The organism is Polaromonas sp., from assembly GCF_039932935.1.
Lineage (GTDB): Bacteria > Pseudomonadota > Gammaproteobacteria > Burkholderiales > Burkholderiaceae_C > Polaromonas.
The window spans coordinates 108,787-132,571 of the sequence record NZ_JBDTPB010000034.1; the positions used below are offsets into that span (position 1 = coordinate 108,787).

The window sequence follows — 23,785 nt, forward strand, 5'->3', positions numbered from 1 at the left end:
AGGCAGGGGGCTGAGGGCTAGTCGCTGCCTTCCACTTCGACCACGAGGATGCGGGCTTCGCCGACCGGGCGCGCCACATGCTCGGTGCCGGTGCTCGCAAAGAAAATATCGCCGGTCTCCAGCATGACCGAGCATTGGCCGCATTCGTCGCGGTAGCGCATCTCGACACGGCCATCAAGAACGGCAAACACCTCTTCACCTTCGTTGATGTGCCACTTGTAGGGCTTGTCCGTCCAGTGCAGCCGGGTGGTGATGCCCTGCATATTGGCCACCGTCATTGCGCCCCAGGCGCGTTCGGCGGTGAAGTCCTTGCTTCGAATGATCTTCATGTGTACTCCTGTCGCATCGTGAGCTTGTGCCTGTTTGACAAGGCCAAGCCATGCTACGTCGCGGAGCGGCGCGAGACATGATTTCTTCGAGCGGGATTGATTCCCTTCACGCATCACTGGAATGCGCGGCTTTCCGGAAAGCACGGCGCTAAGATGTTCTTCATGAAGACCGTCTTGCTCCCGTGCGGCGAAGCCGTCCCCGCCCTGGGCATGGGCACCTGGAACATGGGCGATGCATCGGCGCGCCGCGCCGACGAGCTCGCGACCGTGCGGCTGGGCCTGGATTTGGGCTGCAAGCTGGTCGATACCGCGGAAATGTACGGCGAAGGCCTGTCCGAAGAGCTGGTCGGCGAAGCGCTCCAGGGAAGGCGCGACGAGGCTTTCATCGTGACCAAGGTGTATCCGCACAATGCCTCGAAGGCCGGCGTGGTGGCCGCTTGCGAACGCAGCCTGCGCCGCTTGCGCACCGACCGCATTGATCTGTATCTCTTGCACTGGCGCGGCTCGGTGCCGTTGGCTGAAACCATGCAGGCCTTCATGGCCTTGCAAAAGGCCGGGAAGATCCGGCACTACGGCGTGAGCAACCTCGATCTGTCAGACATGCAGGAGCTGTGGAAAGTCCCTGGCGGGCAGGGCGTGCAGACCAACCAGCTGCTTTACAACCTCACGCGCCGCGGCATCGAGTGGGACTTGCTGCCGTGGCAGCGCGAGCGCAGCGTGCCGGTCATGGCGTACTCACCGATCGAGCAGGCACGACTGCTGCGCCACGCTGGTCTTACCCGCTTCGCCGCACGCCACGGCATGCCGCCCGCTCACGTGGCGTTGGCCTGGGTGCTGGCGCAGGACGGCGTTATCGCCATCCCCAAGACCAGCCATCCGGATCGGCTGCGGGAGAACGTTGCAGCGGCGCAGGTCCAGTTCAGCGGCGAACAACTGGCCGAACTGGACGCGCTGTTCAAACCGCCTGCCCGTGCAACTTCGCTGGAGATGATCTAGTGTGGTGCTGCACGCTATCTGGAACATAAAAGCGCGTCTTTCGGGCCATGGCTGCGTTGCAAATACTCGCCATAGTGGAACTATGGCTGTGGTTTGCGCCTTGCCCTGACTCAAAATCCATCGCTTTTATTTGTTCCATCAAGCATGCAACACCACACTAGTCGACGGAGTCAGCGCGTCAGCCACATCCCTACCGCCAGCAAGGCCGCCTGAACGGCCATTGCAATGTAGAGCGGCTTGCTGGAAGGTGTGGCGGCGTCCTGCAGCGTCTCGCCAATGCGCTGCGTGAGCAGTCCGCGCAACACGGGGTCAGGCGTGCCGGGCGCGGGTGCAGCGGCGCCTTCCGCTGCGCGGTTCTGCTGCCACTGCGCCATCAGGTCTGCCATCGGCAGACGGTTCACCGCAAAATTGATCATGCCGCGCACGGCCCGGCCGTTGCCCAACACAGGCGCCAATTGCTGACCGATGGCCTCGACCGACAGCGCCTCCGACACCCGCTCCAGCGCGCCTTTGGTTCGCGGCATGGCCTCAATACGCCCGGCAATCGCGTCCGTCAGCCGTTGCGATATGGCTTCTCCGTGACCCGTCACGACTTGCTGGATGGCTCGGCTGCGGCCGCGCGCCACACCCAGCATCAGGTAGATCGGCACAAAGGCCAGCAGCAGCATGCTGACCAGCAATGGCGGTGAAAACAGCACGGCGAGGACGGCACCCGCGCCGCCCGCGTGCGCCGCGGCGGGCATGCCAGGGCCCGACAGCCGGCTCAGGTAGAAAAAGAACACACCACCACCCAGCAGAAAAGCCAGCAAACCACCCATGGCGACGGAACCGGCAAACGCCACACCGGCTTTGGCGCCGGTGCGCACCATGGATGGCGTAGCGGAAGAGTTTGATGACATGCAAGGCCCCCCTAATTTTTGAAAGCCTGATGATAAGCGTCGCTTGAATGGCGGCGCCGGGTAGCGTATGGCGCCGTTACGGGAGTTCCAGAGAGGGTGTGGGCCATCGCCGGTTGAGACGTCGGTCCCCGCGGATCGCGGTCGGCCATGCTGCATCGCCATGTTGCGTGAGCAGGGCGGCGAATAAAATCGAAGGTCAAACCGGCTGCACCCAGGCGCATCTTTTATTCGCCTTATGCTTGCAAGCCCCACAAGGAGACCTTTCCCGATGCTTCGAAAATTCCTGTCTTTCATGGCCCTCGCGCTCATGTTGTGCGCCGCGCAGGCCCAAACGTATCCCGTCAAGCCGATCCGCCTGATTGTTCCGTTCCCACCCGGCGGCGGCACGGACATCCTGTCGCGCCTGGTAGCCACCAAGCTGACCGAGGCGAGCAAATGGAACGTGATACCCGACAACCGCGGTGGTGCCGGCGGCACCATCGGCATCGCCGAGGCTGTGCGCGCTGCCCCGACGGGCTATGAGATGGTCATGGGCCAGAAAGACAACCTGGTTGTTGCGCCGTGGCTGTACAAGAACCTCAGCTATGACCCGACCAAGGACCTGGTCGCCGTCGCCCATGTGGCCTATACGCCCGTGGTCATCGTCACCGGTGTGCAGTCGCGCTTCAAGACGCTGGCCGATGTGGTGGCAGCGGCCAAGGCCGCACCGGACACCATCACCTACGGCTCGCCCGGCAACGGGACGACCATTCACCTGGCGGGTGAAATCTTCAACGGTGCGGCCAATATCAAATTGCGCCACGTACCTTACAAGGGCTCGAACCCGGCCATGATGGATGTGCTGGCCGGCAACGTGGACCTGATGGTCTCGTCCCTGCCGTCTGCCATCAGCCAGATCAAGGCGGGCAAGCTTCGCCCGCTGGCTGTCACGTCGGCCCGCCGCAGCACCTCGTTGCCTGATATTCCTACCGTGGCTGAACTGGGCTACAAGGACTTTGATGTCAGCACCTGGTACGGCCTCTTCATGCCTGCGGCAACGCCCAAGGAAATCGTGGCCACGGTCAATGCCGAGGTCAACAAGCTGCTGGCCACCAACGAGATGAAGGCAGCCATCCATGCCCAAGGTGCCGAAGTGCAGAACATGACACCCGACCAGTTCTCGACGCTGCTCAAGACCGATTACGCGAAGTGGAAAGACATCGTCAAGGCCTCTGGCGCGACCATCGAATAATTCGCATGGCCTGAGCCCGCGGGGTGGGGCGATCTTCGCGGATCACAAACGCCCGGCGGGCTTTTTTGTGGGGGTGTCAACGCCCAGCATGTATTCGCGTACCAGCTCGCGGGCGCGGTGCAGGCGGCTTTTGACGGCGCCGTGCTGCTCGCCAAGGCGCCCGGCTATCTCTGCGATGGTGAGTTCTTCAAAGTCACGTAGCAGCACAACTTCGAGGTAGTGCGCGGGCAGCGATTCGAGCGCGGCGGCCAGGTCGATCCGCAGGTCGTTGTCGGTTCTGCAAAGAATCTGATGTTCGGCCAGGTCTTCGTCCAGGGCGTCGGTTTTGAACATCATGCGCTCAAGTTTTCGGCACTCGCGCCTGATGATGGTAAACAGCCATCCCGAAAAGGCGGCGGCTGCCTTGAGCCCCTTGACCTTGCGGGAAATGATCAGCAGGGACTCCTGCACCGCGTCGTCCACGTCGCTGACCCGGCAGTGCCTGTAGGCATAGCGGCGCGCATCGGCCTGGCAGACGGCCAGCAGGCGGCCGATCGCGGCCTGGTCGCCCGTCTGGGCGGCGAGGATCAGGTTGTTGCGATCGGCTGCACTGGTTGCCATGGGTTTAACCCTTCTTGTCGAGTTTTCGGCCGACCAGCGCGCACATTGGGCAAAAGCCGAACAATCCCGTCATCGCCAGCATCGCACCCATGACGCCCACAATGACGCCAGCGACGGCTATGCCGGACGCGCCCCAGTTCATGGCGGCGAAGGCCAGGCCTGCCATGCCGATCAGGACCCGAAGTATGCGCTCCCAGGCGGGGACATTTTTGACGTAGAACATATGAACTCCTTTGAACCGGTTGTGTTGAGGACCCTCTCCATCAACCAAGAGGGCCCAGCCCGGCTGAACGGTTCGCGGCAGCAAGAATATTTTGTGAACAGGCCCTAAAACCGGGTCGTCAGCTGCGTGAGCCAGGCGGGTGACTGATCGACCAGCCATGTTTCGATGGGCTTGTCGGCCCCGGTCAGGATCAGCACCGAAAGCGCGACCATGATGGCCCCCAGGATCATCTTGCCGGTCTTGCCCGCCTGCATCAGCTTGCCCCGCATTCTGAGCATGGCGCCGCGCGAGACGTACGCCAGCACGACAACGGGCAGCGCTGCGCCCAAGCCGAAAATGCCCATCAGCGTGGCAACCTGCGGCAGTTGTGAGCCCTGGCTGGCGAGCACCACGGCTGCGCCCAGTGTGGGCCCGACGCAAGGGCTCCACACCACGCCCAGCACCAGGCCGATCGCAAACTGGCCCCGGAGGCCGTCCAGGTGCATGCGCGAAATGAGGTTGTTGCCGGCATCCCCAATGCTGGAGGTGGCCGATGCAAACCGCTGCTGAAGCCCGCCAGACATCAATACCAGGCCGAGCAAACCCAGGATGGCCGCGCCTACGCCTCTGAAAATGGAGGTGTCCAGCCCCAGCGCAGAGCCTGCCCATGCGAGCGCAGTGCCAATGACGGCATACGACAGGGCCAGCCCGCCGGCGAGCGCCAGCGGCGCCCTGGGGTGGGCGTTGGTGGCCGAGCCCAGCAGGATCGGAATGATGGGCAGCACGCAGGGGGAAAGCGTCGAGAGCAGCCCGGCCAAAAAACCAAATCCGTAAGAGCCGGGCCCGAACTCCATCAGTTCACCGTCTTTTGAATGAGGCCCTCAAGGCCTGCGGGTGAGGTGTCGCCGACGGAGCGGCCCACTTCCTTTTCGCCCCTGAAGGCAACCAGCGTACTCTGCATGTTGACCTTGAAGGCCTTGAGTGTGGGTTTGGCCGTGTCGAAATCGATGGTCATCAGCGTCACGTCCTTGTAGGCGGGCTGCTTCATCAAGCCGTCAATGATGGGTTTTTGCTGCTTGCAGGTGGGGCACCAGGGCGCGCTGATGTCGAGCACCACCGGTTTGCCGGCCTTGGTCAGCTGGTCGAATTCCTGCTGGGTGAACGGCTTGATGTCTCCGGCCACGGCGATGGATGCCAGAGCGGCGAGAGCGACGGCGAGAACGGCTTTGACGAGTTTCATGGGAAGTCTCCTGGGTGGTTAAGGGGAAGGTTGACGGGGAGGTCTGAAGTTTTTTTGCAGCGTTTGCACATAGGCTGTGAGGCTTCCTTTGGGTTTAATTCCCTACCAAGAGGGGCGGCAGGACCCAAACGGTTCGCACGGCACTGAATATTTTTAATTAGTCAGGTTTGGTGGTGCCTTCTTACATGTCAACGGCACTTTTTTCAGGAAACGCTAATCGATCTGGCCCATCGAGGCTTCTTTGTTCCCGGGAATGCGCTTCGCAACCTCGTCTATCCACGCAACGCCCGGGACTCAACTCTTCGCGCCTTTGCGGGGGACAAAGTTCTGGACGCCGAATCGCTTGAGGTGCTCTCCACGCAGGCTATCGACATTGATGCGAAGGTCTCGTCCTTAACGGGAGATCCGGTGTGATGGGAGGCGGTGTTGACTAGCGGGCGTCCGGAATTGGCAGGAAGTCAGATCCCCTTTCGCAGGCGGTGTGGCCCTGAACACGACTGATTCGCTTGTCCGTGAAAACCCTTGGTAATGCGTCAACAAGCTTATGAGATGATCTAGTCATCTATAGGACTAGATCAATCATGAAGACGTCTACCCTCGCCGTGGTGCCCGCCGAACCGGGCCAAAGCCGTTATGCCGCGCTGGCCGCCGCCTTGCGCGCGCGGGTGGTGGCGGGTGAATGGCCGCCGGGCAGCGCGCTGCCGGCCGAGCAGACCCTGGCCGCCGAGCACGGCGTGGCGCTGGGCACGCTGCGCCGCGCGCTGGAACTGCTGGCCGACGGGGGGCTGATTGAACGCATCCACGGCCGCGGCACTTTTGTACGCGCCGGCATGACGGGCGGCACCATGATGCGCTTCTTCCGTTTTGGCGAGGGCACTGGCGAGGTGCCGGTTTCGCGCATCGTCTCGCGCCAGCTGCTGGTCGCGCCCGCCGAAGTGGCGCGCCGCCTGGGCCTGGCGCGCGGCGACACGGCGCTGCGCTTACAACGTGTGCGCTCGCTGTCAGGTCAGCCCTGTGTCTATGAGGAAATCTGGTTGCAGCTGGCCTTGTTCGCCGGGCTCGCCGAGGGCGATGCCGGCCAATGGGGCGATTTGCTCTACCCGATGTTTGCCGAACGCTGCGGCGTGCATGTGGCCCGCGCGGTCGATGAAATCGCCTTCGGCGCGCTGACGGCGGCGCAAGCCAAATACCTGGCCCTATCGGCCGGCCACCCCTGCGCGCTGGTCACGCGCTGCGCCTACGACCTGGCCGGCCATTGCGTGGAAGTGCGCTACACGCGGGGCGACGCCCATGCCTTTCACTACACCGTCGCGATCACTTGAAGCCGAACCTGAACCCACTACTGAACCCATTACCGAATTCGGAGAAAACCATGCCACACCAAGCCCCCCACCATTCCCCCGCAAGCCGGCCGTTGAATCGCTCACGCCGCCTGATGCTGCAGGCCACGGGCGCGGCCGTCGCTGCTCCCTGGGCCTTTGCGGCGCATGCCGCGGGCCAGATCGCCGGCGGCAAACCCATCACGCTGGTCGTGTCCTATGCCGCTGGCGGTGGGGCCGACCTGATGGCGCGGTTGATCGCGCCGCGCATGGCGGAATATCTGGGGCAGAGCGTAGTGGTAGACAACAAGCCGGGTGCGGGCGGGCAGATCGCTGCGGGGCTGGTTGCCCGCGCCACACCTGACGGCACTCAACTGCTGGTTGATGCCTCTTCCTTCGCGGTGAATCCCGCTCTGTATCCCAAGCTGCCTTACGACACCGACAAGGCCTTTGCGCCGCTGGCTGTGCTCGCGCAGTTTCCCAATGTGCTGGTGTGCACGCCGGGCTTTGAAGCCAAAAGCGTCAAGGACCTGATCCGCATGGCCAAAGCCAAACCGGGGCAAATTGCCTATGCATCGTCGGGCAACGGCTCGGCCCAGCACCTGGCGGGAGCCTTGTTTGAAGACTTGGCTGGCGTCAAACTGGTGCACGTGCCTTATCGTGGCGGCGGCCCGGCCATGAACGACGTGATGGCCGGCCAGGTGCCGCTGTTTTTCGCCAATGTGGCTTCCTCGCTGGGACAGATCCAGTCGGGCCGCCTGCGCCCGCTGGCCGTGACCAGCCGCCGCCGCACACGTTCGCTGATCGACATGCCCACCATGGAAGAGGCCGGCGTGCCGGCATATGAAGTGCTGGAATGGAATCCGGTACTGGCACCTGCAGGCATTGATGCCGAGGCCAAGGCGGCATTGATCGCCGCCATCCGCAAGACGATGGCCGACCCTGAAGTGCTGGGGCGTATCCGCAGCCTGAGCGGTGAGGCTTTCCCTGACGGCCCCGAAGCACTGACGCAAGCTTTCCTCAAGGCGCAGCAGCTCAAATGGGGCCGCATCATCCGGGACCGCAAGATCACGGTGGGATAAGCCGATGCAGGGATCGGTACTCGACCCGTTCGCGCCTGGCTGGGACAGCCATGTCCACGTGTTTGACGCGGGCGCAGCCGTGGCACCGGGCCATTACCGGCCGGTACATAGGCCGCTTGCCGACATTGAACAGCTGGCCGGGCACCATGGTTTTGGCCATCTGGTGCTGGTCCAGCCCAGTGTTTATGGCGCCGACAACACGGTGCTGCTGAATGCTCTCGCTGCAAAAAAGGGGCGGCACCGTGGTGTGGTGGTGTTGCCTCCGTCCATTGACGATGCGGCGCTGGGAACCATGCATGGGATTGGGGTGCGTGGCGTGCGTTTTAACCTGGTGTCTCCAGTCGGCGAGCGTCTTGATGAGCAAGGAGGTGGGCAGAGCGCCACAGAGCGGTTTCACGCACTGGCGCCCCGCCTGCGTGCTCTGGGCTGGCATGTGCAGTGGTATGCCCGGCCGGAGGATTTGCCCACGATTGCAGCCCTGCATGCCGCCTGCCCGGTGCTCGCGGTGCTGGACCACCTCGCGGGCATGCACGCGGGCGTTGCGACTGACCACCCGGGCTGGCGCGCGCTGGAGCAGCTTGCCGGGCAGGGCTCCTGGGTGAAGCTCTCGGGCTGGTACCGCCTGGGGGCGCAGGCACCGTATGAAGCGCTTGATGACACCATCCGCAAGGTGGCGGGGCTGTTCGGCCAGCGCACGATCTGGGGCTCCGACTGGCCGCACACGGCTTTTGCTTCGGATGCACTGCCGGCCTATGCCAGCACCTGGGAGCCCGTGGTGCGCGCGCTGACGGCGACCCAAAAGCAGTGCGCCCGGGAGCAGGGACCAGCTTCCCTCTATGCCTAATGGGACCCCGCCATGGCAGTGGGCCGCCGAGTGGCTTAAAATCACGGGCTACGCCATTTTTAACCGGAGTCTTCCATGCCCAAGAAAATCAGAGTCGAAGCCGACATCTGCGCCCCTAAACCCGTTCCGCCCAAGGGCTACACCATCACGACGGGCCGCGGCCAGAAAATCAGCCTGGAGCGCGGATCGCACACCCGCAGCAAAAAGAACCCAGGCAAGCGCCCCCATCAGGGTTGAGCCGGTTTTGCTAATGTGGCCTCCTGGGCTACGGCCAGAAAAAGCGCCCCTCGGCGCTTTTTTTTGGCCTACAGGTGGCGCACGTCCTTACATATTGCGCCGGTACTGCCCACCCACCTCGAACAGCGCGTTGGTGATCTGCCCCAGTGAGCAGACACGCACCGCTCCCATCAGAACTTCGAACACATTGAGGTTCTCAATCACGGCTTGCTGAAGGCGTTTGAGCATGGCGGGTGATTCGGCGGCGTGGCGGCGGTGGAAATCGTCCAGGCGCTTGAGCTGGTTCTGCTTTTCTTCTTCGGTAGAACGAGCCAGCTCGAGCTTGTCCTGCACGGCATCGCCATGCGGGTTGCGAAAGGTGTTGACGCCGATGATGGGCAGCTCACCGGTGTGCTTGAGCATCTCGTAGTGCATGGACTCGTCCTGGATGCGGCCGCGCTGGTAGCCGGTTTCCATGGCGCCTAGCACGCCGCCGCGTTCGGCTATGCGTTCGAATTCCAGCAGCACGGCTTCTTCGAGCAGTTCGGTCAGCTCTTCGATGATGAAGGCGCCTTGTGAGGGGTTTTCGTTCTTGGCCAGGCCCCATTCGCGGTTGATGATGAGCTGGATGGCCATGGCGCGGCGCACCGATTCTTCGGTCGGCGTGGTGATGGCTTCGTCAAACGCGTTGGTGTGCAGCGAGTTGCAGTTGTCGTAAATCGCGATCAGCGCCTGCAGCGTGGTGCGGATGTCGTTGAACTGGATTTCCTGCGCATGCAGGCTGCGGCCGGAGGTCTGGATGTGGTACTTGAGTTTCTGGCTGCGTTCGTTGGCGCCGTATTTTTCTTTCATTGCGACGGCCCAGATGCGGCGCGCAACGCGGCCCATCACGGTGTATTCCGGATCCATGCCGTTGCTGAAGAAGAAGCTCAGGTTGGGCGCGAAGTCGTCGATATGCATCCCGCGTGCCAGGTAGGCTTCGACGAAGGTGAAGCCGTTGGACAGCGTGAAGGCGAGCTGGCTGATGGGGTTGGCGCCGGCCTCGGCAATGTGATAGCCGCTGATGGAGACGCTGTAGAAATTGCGCACCCGGTTGTGCACGAAGTACTGGGCGATGTCGCCCATGACCTTGAGGCTGAACTCGGTTGAGAAAATGCAGGTGTTCTGGCCCTGGTCTTCTTTCAGGATGTCGGCCTGCACCGTGCCGCGCACGTTTTCCTGAACCCACTCGCGTATCTTCGCGGCTTCGGTCGCCGTCGGGTCGCGGCCGTTGTCCTTTTTGAACTTCTCCATGTTCTGGTCAATGGCGGTGTTCATGAACATGGCCAGGATGGTCGGCGCCGGGCCGTTAATGGTCATGGAGACCGAGGTTGACGGGTTGCACAAATCAAAACCGTCGTACAGCACCTTCATGTCGTCTAGCGTGGCGATGGACACACCCGAGTTGCCGACCTTGCCGTAGATGTCGGGGCGCACTGCCGGGTCGTTGCCGTATAGCGTGACCGAATCAAAAGCGGTGGACAGGCGCTTGGCGGCCATGCCTTCGCTGAGCAGCTTGAAGCGAGTGTTGGTGCGAAAGGGATCGCCTTCGCCGGCAAACATGCGTGTCGGGTCTTCACCCTCGCGCTTGAAGGCAAAGGTGCCGGCGGTATAGGGATAGCTGCCGGGCACGTTGTCCAGCATCAGCCACTTGAGGATCTCGCCATGGTCTTCGTACTGGGGCAGCGCCACTTTGCGGATGGTGGTGCCTGAGAGGGATTTGGTGGTCAGCGCTGTGCGGATTTCCTTGTCGCGGATTTTCACCACGTACTCGTCGCCGGCATAGGCGGTTTGCATGTCAGGCCATTGCGAAAGCAGAGCGCGCGCGTCGGCGTCCATGCGCGCCTTGCGGTGGCCTGCCAGGTCCAGTGCAGCCTCTGCGGCAGGGGCGCGGTCAGGCTTGTCGATCTTCAGCATGCTGGCGGCGGCCTTGAGCTGCTGCACTTCGCGCGCCAGTTGGGCCTGCGCGCGGGCGCGCTTTTTGTAGCCGCGTACCGTGTCGCTGATCTCGGCCAGATAGCGTGTGCGGGCGGCGGGCACCACGGGCGTCTGGTTGGTGCTGTGGCGTACATCAACAGCGGGCAATACGCTACCCTCGAGCGCCAGGCCCAGCGCGGCCAGGCGTGGTTTGAGTGCCTGGTAGAGGGCCGTCACGCCGTCGTCGTTGAAGCGTGCGGCCATGGTTCCGAAGACCGGCATTTTGTCGGTGGGCGTGCCCCAGGCTTCCTTGTTGCGCTGCACCTGTTTGGAGACGTCACGCAAGGCGTCGAGGGAACCCTTGCGGTCGAACTTGTTGATGGCGATGAATTCGGCGAAGTCCAGCATGTCGATTTTTTCGAGCTGGCTGGCCGCCCCGAACTCGGGCGTCATCACATACATGGGTACGTCCACATGCGGCACGATGGCGGCGTCACCCTGGCCTATGCCCGAGGTCTCAACCACGATCAAATCAAAGCCCGCGCATTTGCAGGCAGCGATGACGTCAGGCAGGGCCTGACTGATTTCGGAGCCGAAGTCGCGCGTGGCCAGTGAACGCATGAACACGCGCTGGCCGCTATCGGCATTCTTTTGCCCGGCCAGGGGAACAGTCCAGGGGTTGATGGCATTCATGCGGATGCGGTCACCGAGTAAAGCGCCGCCGCTTTTTCGGCGCGAAGGATCAATACTGATAATGGCCACGCGCAGCTTGTCGTTCTGGTCCAGGCGCAGACGGCGGATCAACTCGTCGGTCAGCGACGACTTGCCGGCGCCGCCGGTGCCGGTGATGCCGAGCACGGGGATTTTGCGGGTAGCAGCCTGCGCGCGCACCTTGTCGACCAGCGCGGCATCGGCCTTGCCGTTTTCCAACGCGGTGATCAGCTGGGCCAGTGCCCGCCAGTTCATCTCGCCGTGCCCCTCAATGGCCTTGACGCTCTTGGGTGCGAAGCCGGTCAAATCCTTGTCGCAACGCATGACCATTTCGCCGATCATGCCGGCCAGGCCCATCTTCTGGCCGTCTTCAGGGCTGTAGATGCGGGTGACGCCGTAGGCATGCAGCTCGCGGATTTCGGGCGGCACGATCACGCCGCCGCCGCCGCCGAAGACCTGGATGTGCTCGCCGCCGCGGCTTTTGAGCAAATCGACCATGTACTTGAAATACTCGACATGCCCGCCCTGGTAGGAACTGATGGCGATGCCCTGCGCGTCTTCCTGCAGGGCGGCCGTCACCACTTCGTCAACGCTGCGGTTGTGACCCAGGTGAATCACTTCTGCACCCATGCTTTGCAGGATGCGCCGCATGATGTTGATGGCCGCGTCATGACCGTCGAACAGGCTGGCCGCCGTGATGAAGCGCACCTTGTGGGTGGGGCGGTAACTGGCGAGCGCTTTGTATTCAGCGGACATGTCGGTCATGGGTGTCTCCGGGAGGCGGCAGGGGGCCGTCGGTCTGTGAACTGTTCAATTGACGTTTACGTAAACGTCAATCTTAGCCGGTAAGCGGGAGGCGATCAAGTGTGTGCCCGCCGTTGACCTTCCAACGAAGAAGAGGGCGCCAGGTCAGGGCTAATGGCCGCTGGAACTGTTTAACCGCACAGGTATTTTCTGTCTGCCGGAAGTGCCGGCCTGCAGGGTCACCAGGACAGCGTGCCCCCAGGTGATGAGGTCGATCTGGAAGTGCTGGGACAGCGCCAGGAAGACGAGCACGAAGCTCCCTGGGGGATCCAGGCATGACAGAAAAAGCTGCACTTTTAAAAAGGCTTGCACGCCTTTTTCGTCGTCAGCCGGTAATGTCGCTGACTATTTGTACAGCAACTGAGGTAGCCACAAGCCAATGGCCGGAAACTGGTAAAGCAGGATGATGGCCAGTATCTGAATGCCCATAAAGGGCAGCATACCCGCGAAGATCTGATTCAGCGTGACATGCTTGGGTGCCACACCCTTGAGGTAAAACGCTGACATGGCAACTGGTGGACTCAGGAAGGCAGTCTGCAGATTCAGTGCCACCAGCAATCCAAAAAACAGCGGGTCCACCCCAAAGTTGTCGAGCAGGGGAATAAAGATGGGCATGAAGATCACGATGATCTCTGTCCACTCCAGCGGCCAGCCCAGGATGAAGATGATGATCTGGCTCATGATCAAAAACTGCGTTTTGCTCAAGTTCATGCCAAGCACCCACTGCTCAACCAGTTCCTGTCCGCCCAGCAGTGCAAACGCCGCGGAAAAGATGGCCGACCCGACGAACAGCCAGCACACCATGGCCGACGTCTTGGCGGTCAGGAACACCGACTCCTGCAACACGGACAAGGTCAGGCGCTTGTACGCCACCGCCAGCAGAAAGCCTCCGAGCGCACCCATGGCCGCAGCCTCGGTCGGGGTGGCCAGACCCATCACGATGGAGCCCAGCACGGCGACGATGAGAATCATCAGCGGGAAGAAGGATGTCAGCAGCATCTTGAAGATTTCCAGCCGCGCGAAACTCAGGAACAGGTAAAACAGCGTCACCAGCGCGCCGAAGATCGCAAAGGCCACCCACCACCAGGTCGGCGCAGCACGCGTGGTCACACCGGCCGGCGCCTTGTCCGCCGTGGCGGGCGATGCACCCGCAGGCTCGGCAATGGCCGTTGCGGGTGTTCCGGCGGATGTTGCTGCCGCGCCCGGGGGCTCCTGTACGCCACCGGACGTCGGCGCTTTCGCCTCGCCCGAAGGCGGCTCCTGCAGGCCCCCCTCGACCGGAGGTTCCTGCAGCCCTTCGCTGGGCGGCTCTTGAAGGCCCCCGGTCTCCGCGCTGGCGCTGTTCTGGGAACTGGCCGCCCCGATCTGCTGGATGTCATAGACTTCCTCGGCTTCGACGGTCGTCACCGACCGGTAGCTGGTCACGAGAACCAGCAGGAAGATCAGGCCAGGCAGCACCACAATCGCCAGCTGGCGCAGGATGTGGCCGATCGGGACGTCGGTGTTGCGCTTGCCTTTGATGGCACCGACAAGGGTTGTCAATGCGTGGCTGGATGTCCCCGTGGTGAGGCGTTGCGTCAGTGGCGGCAGGGTGACGATTCGCTCGGCTGCCGACAGTGGCGGGGCCCATGCCGGCTTGAGCTTGGCAACCACGATCACATAAACGATATACAGGCCGGTCAACATCAGGCCCGGGAAAAAAGCTCCCGCGTAGAGCTGCACGACGGACACGCCAGCGGTGGCGCCGTAAACGATCAGCAGCACGGACGGCGGGATCAGGATACCCAGGCAGCCGCCGGCCGTGATGGAGCCAGCCGCCAGTTGCACGCTGTATCCGGCTCGCAGCATGGCTGGCAGGGCCAGCAGCCCCATCAGGGTGACTACGGCGCCGACGATGCCCGTGGCCGTTGCAAAAATGGCGCACGTCACCAGCGTGGCGACCGCCAGTGAGCCGGGTATTCGGGCCATGGCCAGGTGCAGGCTCTTGAACAGCTTTTCAATCAGGTTGGCCCTTTCGACCAGGTAACCCATGAAGACAAAAAGCGGGATGGCGATCAGGACGTCGCTGGCCATGGTTTTGTAGGCTGCCTGGACCATCAGGTCCAGTGTTTTGGTCGTGTTCTCGTTGTAGGCCAGCCAGGTGAAGATCATGCCCATGCCCATCAGCGTGAAGGCTGTGGGGAAGCCCAGCATGATGGCTGTCACCACCAACGACAACATCAACAGGCCGAGGTGGCCGTTGGTGATTTTGTCGACGCTCAGCAGCATGATGCCGGCCCCTATGACCACCAGAGCCATGAAGGACAGGCCGAACCGGAGTTCTTTGCGTATTTTCATTTTTTGACCTCATTGAGGGCCATGTCGCGATCCAGCGCTTCCAGGTCGGCATCTTTCACGTGCACCATCTCCTTGAGTTTTTCCACGTCCACTTCTTCCACGTCGCCCTCACGCGTTGGCCAGGCCCCGGCCTGGATGCAGACAATGCAGCGAATGATTTCCACCACGCCCTGCACCAACAGCACGGCGCCGGCCAGCGGGATCACGAATTTGAAGGGGTACAGCGGCAGCGCATCGGCAGAAAAAGTCTGCTCGTTGATAGCCAGTGATTCCTGAAAATAGATCCAACCAGCCCAGGTCAGCGCGACCACGCCGGGCAGAAAAAAGAGCAGGTACAGCGTGAGATCGATGATGGCCTGCGTGCGCGGCCGCAAGAAACCGTACAGCACGTCCCCGCGCACGTGGCCGTTCTTGCTCAGGGTGTAGGCGCCCGCGGTCATGAAGAGCGTGCCGTAGAGCATGATCTGCGCGTCCAGTACCCAGGCATGGGGCTTGTTGAGCACATAGCGCGAGAACACTTCCCAGCTGATCAGCAGGGTCAGGACCACCACGCTCCAGGCGAAGGCTTTGCCGATCCAGGTGGAAAAACGGTCCACCGCCAACAAAATTGATTGCATTTCAACTCCATGGCACGACTTGTGTGCTTCAAAAAAACAAGGGGGGCACCGGGATGGGTGCCCCCCTTCAATTCAAAGCCTGATCAGGCTTTCTTGGCGTTACGGCCAAAGTAGTGGTTGAACGCCATCTTGAAATCGACGGAGTAATCGTTTTGCCACTGGCCGGCGCGCTGGGCAAAAGCCTTTTGCGACTCCAGCACTTTTTTGAACATGGGGTTTTCGCCGGACTTCTTGGCGATGGTCTTGTCCCATGCGGCCAACTGCGCGCGCAGGACGGCATCCGGTGTCTTGTAGAACTTGATGCCCTGCTTTTTCAGCGCGTCGTAGTCTTCCGAGTTGCGGGAGATGGCCTTCCAGCTCATGTCGGAGCTGGCCGCCTGAACAGCGTAGTCGATGATGGCTTTCTGCTCGGCGGGCAACGCGGCCAGCTTGGTCTTGTTGAACAGGATTTCGAACTGCTCGCCGCTCTGGTGGAAACTTTGCAGCATGCAGTTTTTGGCCACGTCGGGAAAGCCCAGGACGCGGTCGCTCGAGGCATTGTTGAACTCGGCGGCGTCGATCAGGCCGCGGTCCAGAGCCGGTACGATTTCGCCGCCGGGCAGCGGGTTGACGGCTGTGCCCATTTCCGTGAATATGTCAACCGCCAGGCCGACCGTGCGGAATTTCAGGCCTTTCATGTCCTCGACCTTGGCGATCGGCTTCTTGAACCAGCCCAGCGGTTGTGTGGGCATCGGACCATACAGGTAGGACTGCACATCGAGGTTCAGGCTCCTGTAGATTTCATCCACCAGGGCCTTGCCGCCCCCGTAGTTGTGCCAGGCCAGGACCATATTGGCGTCCATGCCGTAGCCCGGACCGGAGCCCCACAGCGCCAGCGCGGAGTTTTTGCCGTACCAGTAGGCGAGCACACCATGGCCGCCATCGAGGGTTCCTTTGCTGACGGCGTCAAGCAGCTGGAACGCCGGTACCACGGCACCGGCTGGCAGAACTTCAATCTTCAATCGGCCGCCGGCCATGTCATTGACCTTTTTCGCAAAGTCATTGGCGTACTCATGGAAGATATCCTTGGCAGGCCAGGTGCTCTGGAAGCGGAAAGACGTTGTCTGCGCCATGGCGACCATGGGGGCGGACATAGCGCCGGCGGCAATCGCGGCACCCTTTAGAAGGCCGCGCCTGCGGGGGCTTTTGTTCTCGGTCATGACATGTCTCCTGTTGTGAAAAGGTAAGAACACTCATCATTTCGTCTTGCTCAAGACTTACAAAGAGGGTTTCCACCAACGCCAGAAGTTCATTCCCGCCTCTCGGGGCAAAACTGTTTTTGCGTGGCCGTCAGGAATCTGTTCGGGATTTCAGGAGATCTTGAGCTTTTGAAGTGCGGGGTCGCCAGGAGGAAACCGAAGTTTCAGCGCTTGCAGTTTCGCCCGGACCAGGTTTGCGATCATCAGGTTGCGGTGCGTTTTGGAGTCGGAAGGCACCACCGTCCAGGGGGCCCAAGGCGTGCTGGTGGCACGAAGCAAAGCTTCATAAGCCTTCTGGTATTGCGGCCACTGTTTGCGAACTTCCAGGTCTCCCACGCTGAATTTCCAGTGCTTGGCGGGATCGTCAAGTCGCTCCTGCAGCCGCTGCCGCTGTTCATCGCGGCTGATGTGCAGCATGAACTTCAGGATCACGGTGCCGGTTTCCGTGAGCATGCGCTCAAAGTCGTTGATATGCTGAAAGCGCTGCGCGGTTTGTGCTGGCGTGATCCAACCGTTGACGGGCGGAACCAGTACATCTTCATAGTGGCTGCGATTAAAAATCGTCAGTTCCCCTGCGCCCGGCATCTGCTGGTGAATGCGCCATAGATAGTCATGCGCGCGCTCGTCTTCCATCGGCGCCTTCCAGCTGACGGTATGCACGCCCAAGGGGCTGATGCGCCCGAAAACGCCGCGTAAGGTACCGTCTTTGCCAGAGGTATCGGTGCCTTGCAGGATGACAAGAAGCTTGTAGCGCTTGTCGGCATAAAGCAGGTTTTGCAACCCGTCAATGTCTGCGGCCAGTATCTCAACGGCTGCTTTGTCGCGAATCTTGTCCCCCGTCGAGAACGGCTTGGCCGCGGGGTCAAGGCTGGCCAACGTAAACACCTTGGGTTTTGACGTTGATGGCTGCCAGGGAGCAAGCGCCTTGGCCAGTGCCTTGAGGCTGGCCTTCCCGGCCGAGGCCTCTTGCGCGGAAGGCGGTTCAGCGGGGTTGCGGGGCATAGGGTCTCCTGCAGTTCATGTTAGAGGCATTGTGCATGCCGTGCCGCCCGCGCAGGAAGAGTGCTGGTGGTGCTGGTGGTGTCGGCGCGCTATTTCCTCACTGGCAGAAGGCGTGCGGCGCGCGGATAAACTTTGGTCTCTCGATGGCTGCATCGTTGTCACGCGATGTGCATCCTGAATACACCACTGATCACATCCTGACCCTGAGAGGCTCCCAATGGAAAAACCAGCATCTGCAAACGCTTCGCCGGCCGGCATTCGGCCTGCTTCCGGGTATGCCGGCGATATTTCCGCGCAGCTCGCTTACGAATGGGTGCTGTCAGGCGACGCTGTGCTGGTGGACGTGCGGACCGACGCCGAGCGCGAGTGGGTGGGCTATGTGCCGGGCGCGGTACCGCTGGCCTGGAAGCAGTGGCCGGGCATGGCGATGAATGAGGCCTTCGACCAGGGGCTCAAAACCGCTGTGCCGGCCGGCATGAAAGCCGTGTTGCTGTGCCGTAGCGGCGTGCGTTCTGTGGCCGCGGCCAAACGCGCTGCCGAACTTGGCATTGAGGCGTACAACATCCTTGAAGGCTTCGAGGGAGATGCTGATGCGCAAGGGCAACGTGGAAATATAGGCGGATGGCGTCGCCAAGGTTTGCCATGGAAGCAGGGCTAAATGCCTTAAAACTGCGTACCTTTGGTAACAATAGTTTGTAAGTACATCGCTTACAACTTCTGCGCGCATGAGGCGAATAGTTCGCTTTTCGCCTCCCCTATTTTGACGATAGCGGTGGCCCCCTGTCAGTTCTGACAGGGGGTAAGGCGTATCTATTTGTGTGAAGGTTTTCAATGGGGCTCCCCTTTTAACGGAGCTCCCCATGCAAGTACTCGAACGCAAACTTTCCCCTGACACAACGCATTTTCCGAACCCCACCCTGGGGGCCCAGTTGTGCCAACGTATCTCTCGTGATTTCACACCGCGCTGGAACCAGCAGTGGGGCGGAAAGTTCATGCTTCATGGCAGGACGCCGGACTCCAACGCCATCCGGCTCGATGGCAATGACTACCTCAGCGTGACGGGTCATCCGCACATCGTCCATGCACAGGTCGAGGCCTTGCGCAAGGAGCAGGAGTTTGTCGTGCAGTCGGGCGTGTTCCACCTCAATCAGCACCCTACGCATGCGCTGGAGCTGGCGCTGGCATCCTGGGTCGGCAAGGACGACGGCTTCATTTGCCAGTCGGGCTATGCGGCCAATGTCGGTTTGCTGCAAGCCATCGCCGACGCACAGACACCTGTGTACCTCGATACCCTGGCCCATGCATCGTTGTGGGAAGGCGCCCATGCGGCGCGTGCACCGGCTTTCGCGTTTCGTCACAACGACCCCGTGCACCTGGCCCGGATGATTGCCAAAAACGGGCCCGGCATCGTGGTGGTGGATTCGGTTTACAGCACCACAGGCGCCATTTGCCCGCTGGCCGAGATTGTCGATGTGGCCGAGCAGCACGGCTGCATGATGCTGGTGGATGAGTCGCACTCCCTGGGCACGCACGGCCCCGAGGGCGCGGGGCTTTGCGCGGAGCTGGGCCTCACCAGCCGCGTCCACTTCATCACCGCCAGCCTGGCAAAAACCTTCGCGGGGCGGGCCGGGTTTTTCACCGCGCCGGCCCACATGCGCTATTACATCCTCTGCTCCAGCTTTCCCAATATCTTCAGCTCAAGCCTGCTGCCCCATGAGATTGCCGGTCTTGCCGCCACGCTTGAAGTGATCCGCAACAGCGACGATGCGCGCAGGCGCCTTCACGCCCACACCCGCCGGTTGCGGTCAACGCTGAGCGAGCTGGGCTATCCCATCCATCAGGGCAGCCAGCAGATCATTGCGCTGGAAGTGGGGCTGGAGTGCGACACCATGGTGCTGCGTGACCGGCTGGAAGAACGCAACGTGTTCTCGTCCATGTTCTGCGCACCCGCCACCAGCAGCAAGCGCGCCATGATGCGTCTCACGCTGAATGCCGGCTTGATGGATTCGGAGCTGGACCATGTCGAGGCGGTCGCGCGGGAGATTGCGCCTATCGTGAAACCCTGGGACTGGCCGATTGCTCGTCGCGCACGCGCCGGTCAGGAAGCCTGAGCCGGTGTCAATCCTGCAAGTGTCTTTCGCCCGAGGTGGCAATAAAGCGTTCGTGGCTGCTCATGAAGCCCGGGCTGAAAGGTTCGCCGACGGCAAAAAGCGCGGCATGCAGAACCGCCGAGCCGGAGGCTATGGCGAAAGCCTGGCGCGGCTGGGGTTTGTGGCCCGCGCCCAGCGCAAGCTGCAGCTCAAGGTCGATAAGTTTTCGGCCTGCCGCCACGTCCTGCACGGTCACGGCATCCCAGCCTTGCGATGTCGCCATTTCTGCCAGTTCGGGCAGGTTTTCAGCCGGCTCCAGTTGCAGCCAGCTGACGCCGCCTTTACGGCCCAGTGCCAGCACGCCGAAAGGCGCGCCTATGACCACGTGCTCGATCCAGCCCTGGCGCAACGCCAGGTTTTCCAGTTCTTGGGCAATGGGGGGCTCACACAGCAGCGCGTGCTGCGTGCGGGACAGCGTCGCCCGCCAGGTTTGCTGATGCCGCGCCTCAGGCTGGCGCAGCAAGGCCTGGATCGCGTCGGTCAGGCGCAGCCGGATTTCCGGGGACTGCTTGGGGATGAACTGTTCGATGAGCCCGCGGTTGAAAGCCGAGACGGCAAGCTGTTCGTCGGCGCGGCCGGTCAGCAGCACGCGCGAACCGGACCAGCCGGTCAACTCGCTCAGCACCCGCAGGCCGCTCATGGCCGGCATGGAGTAATCCACCACGCACACCTGGGTCAGCGCAAAACGTGCGGCCCCGTCCTCGCGCCAGTACTGCAGCACCTGCGGAATCAGGGCTACGCCATCGCGCCACCGGTTGATGATTTCCTGTTGGCGCCAGGCGTCAGCCTCCCAGCGTGCGGGTTCCTGCAGCAGCAGGTCGATGCACGCCACCGGACGCAGAAACAGGCGCACGTACCAGTCGGGCGGCATGACTTCTGCCAGCATTTCGAGGTAGTCCGGGTCGTCATCCAGGAAAACTACGCCTCCAGGACGGCGATAGAGTGCAAAGGACATGTTTGTCAGTCTAGCGGAGGTTTATCAGAAGCAGTGATGCGCAAGGCTATCAGGCCGCAATTGGCAGCTCAATGGTAAAAGCGGCGCCCACGGCAAATTCGGATTTCACATGGATGCTGCCACCTGCACTTTGTACCACTTGCTGGCAGAAGGCCAGGCCCAGCCCGTGGCCGGTGCCCCGGTTGCTCGAGAAAAACGGCTTGAATATCTGCGGCAGCAAAGCAGGGTCGATTCCCATGCCCTGGTCGGCCACCATGATGCGGCCGCGTGCGTGTGCCCGGCCCACTTCAACGCGCAGCGCACCTGGCGGGTATTTCGAGTCGGCGGCCATCAGCGAATGCATGGCATTTTTGATGAGGTTGTCCAGCACCTGCGAAAACTGCGTCGCTGATGAGCGGAAGGTGAAGTCGTCATGAATCACCACGCGCACGCACTCCCTCTGCCGGCTCGACTGGTAGGGATAGGCGGCCACCACGTCCTGAACCAGTTGCCCTGCCGCGACCTGCTCGGTATGCCGCGGCAGCTGCAGCAGTTTGGCGTTTGCAATTTGCGTATCAATTTGATGGTTCATGTTCCGGACCAGCGCATGCAGTCGCTGACCCAGCTTGTCCAGCTGTGCTGCGCGCGGGTTGTCGGGCTGGCGTTGCACTTCGAGCTGAATGGCGTCGCCCAACAGGGCCGCCGTCGACAGCGGCGTGCGCAGCTCGTGCGCCATGATGCCGATGGTGGTCAGGGTACTGGAGAGCTGCTCGCGCCGCAGGTTGGCCGAAGAAAGATTCAGCACCAGCGCAATCGACCAGGCGAACGCAATCACTACGGCATGCACCGTCCATTGGTCTTGCGGCAGTGTGGGAACCGACGGTCCGGCGTACAGGAACACGACCCAGGCCAGTGCGCCTCCGGTGATGGTGCCCAGCGTGGCCAGGCGCCAGTCAGTCACGTGGTAGTAGATCAACACCATGGCCGCGAGGGTGGCCAGCCACACGGTGTTGCTGCTGTTGCACAGGTACATCCAGCTGAAAAGCACCGGCAGCTCCAGCCAGAACACCAGGCCGAACACCCTTTGTGTCAGGCGGCTTCCCGGGTCGTGGTTGACGCGTTTGGTCATCAGGCTGTAGCCCAGCACGCTGGCCACCACACGCAGCGGCAGGTTTTCATACGGCTGCGGCAGCCAGACCGACCAGATCCAGGCAAAAAGAGCGTTGCCCGAGAAAAAAGAAAGACCCAGCCACCACAGGCGCCGGGGCGATGGATGCAAAATGGGCTCCAGAGGGGCAAGGATCAGCTCCTCGCGCAGCCACAGGAGCATGGGACGATGCGCAAGCCACGCGTGGAAGCGGGCGCTCCTCACTTTAAGAACTTCTCCAGCACAACCGGGAATCTGACTGATGATGCATTTGACATGTGACTGTATTGTCCCGGTTCTTCCTTCGTCAAGCTAATGCTGCTACCTGCCAACTTTGACAGCGTGAGCCTGGACGGCGTGATCAGCGACTGGCTATGCGCCCTTCGCGAGTTTTCGGTCGAGGCACTCATGGTGCTGGGCCCGGACCCTTTTGGCGGGCAGGAAGACCGCTTGGTGCTGGCCATTCATCCGCCGCGCCTGCTGGATGCCGCGGAAGCGCTGGCCGAAAGCCGCGACTTCGGCGCGCCATGGCGCGACTCCGACGCACCGCTGGTGGCCTGGCAGGATATTTCAAAATCGGCTTTCGAAAGCCTGAGCCGCTGGCGCCGTCTGTGGCTGGCTCATGGTTATCAAAGCGTGGTGCGTATTGCTTTCCCGCTGACGGTGGGGCGTGCTTTTGAGTGCTACCTTTTCAGCCCGCGGCAGTGGCATGACCGCAGCGAGGCGGCGCTGCTGGCCTGGTCGGCTCTGAATATCTGGCCGCTGCTCAAACGCGCGCTGGCGGAGGCTCGCAGCCCGCTCAGCCCGCGCGAACTCGAGTGCCTAAGCCTGGCCTTCCAGGGCATGACGGCCCGCGAAACCGGCGAGCGCCTGCTCTGCAGCGAACGTACAGTGAACTTTCACCTCTCCAATGCCATGACCAAGCTCAAGGTCGACAACAAACTAGCCGCCATCCAGCGCGCCTGCTGGTTTGGACTGATCTGAACACCGCTTTGCCGACTACTGGAAAACGTGTAGGCCGGGCCCCGCGGGCGCACTTCAAACCTGTTCATAATTCGCCAAATGACCTTTCTAGCGCTTGATGTGGGTAACACCCGCCTGAAATGGGCCCAGTACGACTCGCCTGTGCCCGGAGCCAAGTTGCTGGCGCAGGGGGCGGTGTTTCTGGAAAACATCGACAAGCTCTCGGAAGAAGAGTGGGGGGGCGTGCAGGCGCCTTCACGCATTCTGGGTTGCATCGTGGCGGGCGACGCCATCAAGCGGCGCGTGGCCGAGCAGATGGAACTCTGGGACGTGACGCCGCACTGGGTGGTTTCCAGCCCCCAGGAGGCCGGCGTGACCAACGGCTACGACCACCCGGCACGGCTGGGCGCGGACCGCTGGGTGGCCATGATCGGTGCGCGCCACCGGTTGCTGGCGAGTGGCCTGAACAAAAAGCCCTGCGTGGTGGTGATGGTGGGCACCGCCGTGACGGTTGAGGCGGTCGATGCCAGCGGAAAGTTTCTGGGCGGCTTCATCCTGCCGGGTCACGGCATCATGCTGCGCGCGCTCGAGTCCGGCACGGCCGGCCTGCACGTGCCCACCGGCGAGGTGCGCGACTTCCCTACGAACACCAGCGACGCGCTGACCAGCGGCGGCACCTTCGCCATCGCCGGTGCAATACACCGCATGGTGGAGAACGTTACCCGCCATTGCGGCGAAACGCCCGAATGCATCATGACCGGCGGCGCCGGCTGGAAGATGGCGCCCAGCATGTCGGTGAAGTTTGAGCTGGTGGACAGCCTGATCTTCGACGGCCTGCTGGCGATTGCTTCAAGCCGCTTTGCCGCCTGAAGCTAGTTCACCCCGTCGACGCTCACTTCGTGTAGCGCCTTCCCCCTTCCAGGGGCGGCGCCTGCGGCCTGGCAAAGCCAGTTCCACGGCACCCTTGC

The 23,785-nt window shown here is 62.1% G+C and carries 23 protein-coding genes; 10 read left to right on the forward strand and 13 right to left on the reverse strand.

From position 1 onward, the window contains the following. Nucleotides 1-17: 17 nt before the first annotated feature. Nucleotides 18-329 carry a cupin domain-containing protein gene (locus tag ABI546_RS05120; RefSeq protein WP_348044757.1) on the reverse strand — a complete coding sequence of 104 codons (312 nt, stop codon included), beginning with the start codon at nt 327-329 and terminating at the stop codon, nt 18-20. Nucleotides 330-491: 162 nt separating this feature from the next. On the opposite strand from ABI546_RS05120, the gene ABI546_RS05125 reads away from it, so the two are divergent. Then, the gene (locus ABI546_RS05125) at nt 492-1,325 is read left to right on the forward strand and encodes an aldo/keto reductase (RefSeq protein WP_348044759.1); all 834 of its coding nucleotides are present in this window, start codon (nt 492-494) and stop codon (nt 1,323-1,325) included. Nucleotides 1,326-1,495: 170 nt separating this feature from the next. Here ABI546_RS05125 and ABI546_RS05130 read toward each other — a convergent pair whose 3' ends face one another. Beyond that, the gene (locus tag ABI546_RS05130) at nt 1,496-2,224 is read right to left on the reverse strand and encodes a hypothetical protein (protein WP_348044761.1); all 729 of its coding nucleotides are present in this window, start codon (nt 2,222-2,224) and stop codon (nt 1,496-1,498) included. A 268-nt stretch (nt 2,225-2,492) separates the two neighbouring features. On the opposite strand from ABI546_RS05130, the gene ABI546_RS05135 reads away from it, so the two are divergent. After that, on the forward strand, nt 2,493-3,455 hold the full coding sequence (locus tag ABI546_RS05135; RefSeq protein WP_348044762.1) for a tripartite tricarboxylate transporter substrate binding protein: 963 nt from the start codon (nt 2,493-2,495) through the stop codon (nt 3,453-3,455). A 42-nt stretch (nt 3,456-3,497) separates the two neighbouring features. Here ABI546_RS05135 and ABI546_RS05140 read toward each other — a convergent pair whose 3' ends face one another. The 4 genes from ABI546_RS05140 to ABI546_RS05155 form a co-directional block, all read right to left on the reverse strand. Further along, nucleotides 3,498-4,055 carry a sigma-70 family RNA polymerase sigma factor gene (locus ABI546_RS05140; protein WP_348044763.1) on the reverse strand — a complete coding sequence of 186 codons (558 nt, stop codon included), beginning with the start codon at nt 4,053-4,055 and terminating at the stop codon, nt 3,498-3,500. A 4-nt stretch (nt 4,056-4,059) separates the two neighbouring features. After that, on the reverse strand, nt 4,060-4,278 hold the full coding sequence (locus tag ABI546_RS05145; RefSeq protein ID WP_348044764.1) for a DUF2892 domain-containing protein: 219 nt from the start codon (nt 4,276-4,278) through the stop codon (nt 4,060-4,062). Nucleotides 4,279-4,382: 104 nt separating this feature from the next. Continuing rightward, nucleotides 4,383-5,111: a cytochrome c biogenesis CcdA family protein gene (locus tag ABI546_RS05150; RefSeq protein ID WP_348044765.1), complete on the reverse strand. Its 729-nt coding sequence runs from the start codon at nt 5,109-5,111 to the stop codon at nt 4,383-4,385. After that, nucleotides 5,111-5,497 carry a thioredoxin family protein gene (locus ABI546_RS05155; protein ID WP_348044766.1) on the reverse strand — a complete coding sequence of 129 codons (387 nt, stop codon included), beginning with the start codon at nt 5,495-5,497 and terminating at the stop codon, nt 5,111-5,113. The genes ABI546_RS05150 and ABI546_RS05155 overlap by 1 nt, the downstream gene beginning before the upstream one ends. Before the next feature lie 581 nt (nt 5,498-6,078). Here ABI546_RS05155 and ABI546_RS05160 point away from each other — a divergent pair. The 4 genes from ABI546_RS05160 (at nt 6,079) to ABI546_RS05175 (ending at nt 8,979) form a co-directional block, all read left to right on the forward strand. After that, entirely contained in the window at nt 6,079-6,819 is a 741-nt protein-coding gene (locus ABI546_RS05160) for a GntR family transcriptional regulator (protein WP_348044767.1), read from the forward strand. A 50-nt stretch (nt 6,820-6,869) separates the two neighbouring features. Beyond that, entirely contained in the window at nt 6,870-7,898 is a 1,029-nt protein-coding gene (locus ABI546_RS05165) for a tripartite tricarboxylate transporter substrate binding protein (RefSeq protein ID WP_348044768.1), read from the forward strand. A gap of 4 nt (nt 7,899-7,902) precedes the next feature. Then, entirely contained in the window at nt 7,903-8,742 is an 840-nt protein-coding gene (locus ABI546_RS05170) for an amidohydrolase family protein (protein ID WP_348044770.1), read from the forward strand. Between the two features lie 75 nt (nt 8,743-8,817). After that, on the forward strand, nt 8,818-8,979 hold the full coding sequence (locus ABI546_RS05175) for a hypothetical protein (RefSeq protein ID WP_007863796.1): 162 nt from the start codon (nt 8,818-8,820) through the stop codon (nt 8,977-8,979). Nucleotides 8,980-9,066: 87 nt separating this feature from the next. On the opposite strand, the gene icmF is transcribed toward ABI546_RS05175, so the two are convergent. The 5 genes from icmF to ABI546_RS05200 form a co-directional block, all read right to left on the reverse strand. Next, nucleotides 9,067-12,390, reverse strand: coding sequence for a fused isobutyryl-CoA mutase/GTPase IcmF (gene icmF, locus ABI546_RS05180; RefSeq protein WP_348044772.1), 3,324 nt, complete (start codon nt 12,388-12,390; stop codon nt 9,067-9,069). Between the two features lie 384 nt (nt 12,391-12,774). Continuing rightward, nucleotides 12,775-14,766 carry a TRAP transporter large permease subunit gene (locus ABI546_RS05185; RefSeq protein WP_348044774.1) on the reverse strand — a complete coding sequence of 664 codons (1,992 nt, stop codon included), beginning with the start codon at nt 14,764-14,766 and terminating at the stop codon, nt 12,775-12,777. After that, on the reverse strand, nt 14,763-15,383 hold the full coding sequence (locus tag ABI546_RS05190) for a TRAP transporter small permease subunit (protein ID WP_348044776.1): 621 nt from the start codon (nt 15,381-15,383) through the stop codon (nt 14,763-14,765). The genes ABI546_RS05185 and ABI546_RS05190 overlap by 4 nt, the downstream gene beginning before the upstream one ends. A gap of 83 nt (nt 15,384-15,466) precedes the next feature. Beyond that, nucleotides 15,467-16,582 (reverse strand): TRAP transporter substrate-binding protein, encoded by a 1,116-nt coding sequence (locus ABI546_RS05195; RefSeq protein ID WP_348044778.1) that lies wholly within the window; start codon nt 16,580-16,582, stop codon nt 15,467-15,469. 150 nt (nt 16,583-16,732) lie between these two features. Beyond that, nucleotides 16,733-17,623 (reverse strand): PPK2 family polyphosphate kinase, encoded by an 891-nt coding sequence (locus ABI546_RS05200; protein WP_348044780.1) that lies wholly within the window; start codon nt 17,621-17,623, stop codon nt 16,733-16,735. A gap of 217 nt (nt 17,624-17,840) precedes the next feature. On the opposite strand from ABI546_RS05200, the gene ABI546_RS05205 reads away from it, so the two are divergent. Beyond that, nucleotides 17,841-18,281 carry a rhodanese-like domain-containing protein gene (locus tag ABI546_RS05205; protein WP_348044782.1) on the forward strand — a complete coding sequence of 147 codons (441 nt, stop codon included), beginning with the start codon at nt 17,841-17,843 and terminating at the stop codon, nt 18,279-18,281. A 202-nt stretch (nt 18,282-18,483) separates the two neighbouring features. Continuing rightward, a complete protein-coding gene (cqsA, locus tag ABI546_RS05210; RefSeq protein ID WP_348044784.1) occupies nt 18,484-19,734 on the forward strand; it encodes an alpha-hydroxyketone-type quorum-sensing autoinducer synthase in 1,251 nt (416 codons plus the stop codon). 7 nt (nt 19,735-19,741) lie between these two features. Here cqsA and ABI546_RS05215 read toward each other — a convergent pair whose 3' ends face one another. Beyond that, nucleotides 19,742-20,728, reverse strand: coding sequence for a response regulator (locus ABI546_RS05215; RefSeq protein ID WP_348044786.1), 987 nt, complete (start codon nt 20,726-20,728; stop codon nt 19,742-19,744). A 49-nt stretch (nt 20,729-20,777) separates the two neighbouring features. Then, nucleotides 20,778-22,037: a HAMP domain-containing sensor histidine kinase gene (locus ABI546_RS05220; protein WP_348044788.1), complete on the reverse strand. Its 1,260-nt coding sequence runs from the start codon at nt 22,035-22,037 to the stop codon at nt 20,778-20,780. Nucleotides 22,038-22,169: 132 nt separating this feature from the next. On the opposite strand from ABI546_RS05220, the gene ABI546_RS05225 reads away from it, so the two are divergent. Next, nucleotides 22,170-22,838, forward strand: a complete 669-nt coding sequence (locus ABI546_RS05225) for a helix-turn-helix transcriptional regulator (RefSeq protein WP_348044790.1) — start codon at nt 22,170-22,172, stop codon at nt 22,836-22,838. A gap of 78 nt (nt 22,839-22,916) precedes the next feature. Further along, nucleotides 22,917-23,687, forward strand: coding sequence for a type III pantothenate kinase (locus ABI546_RS05230; protein WP_348044792.1), 771 nt, complete (start codon nt 22,917-22,919; stop codon nt 23,685-23,687). Nucleotides 23,688-23,785: the final 98 nt, after the last annotated feature.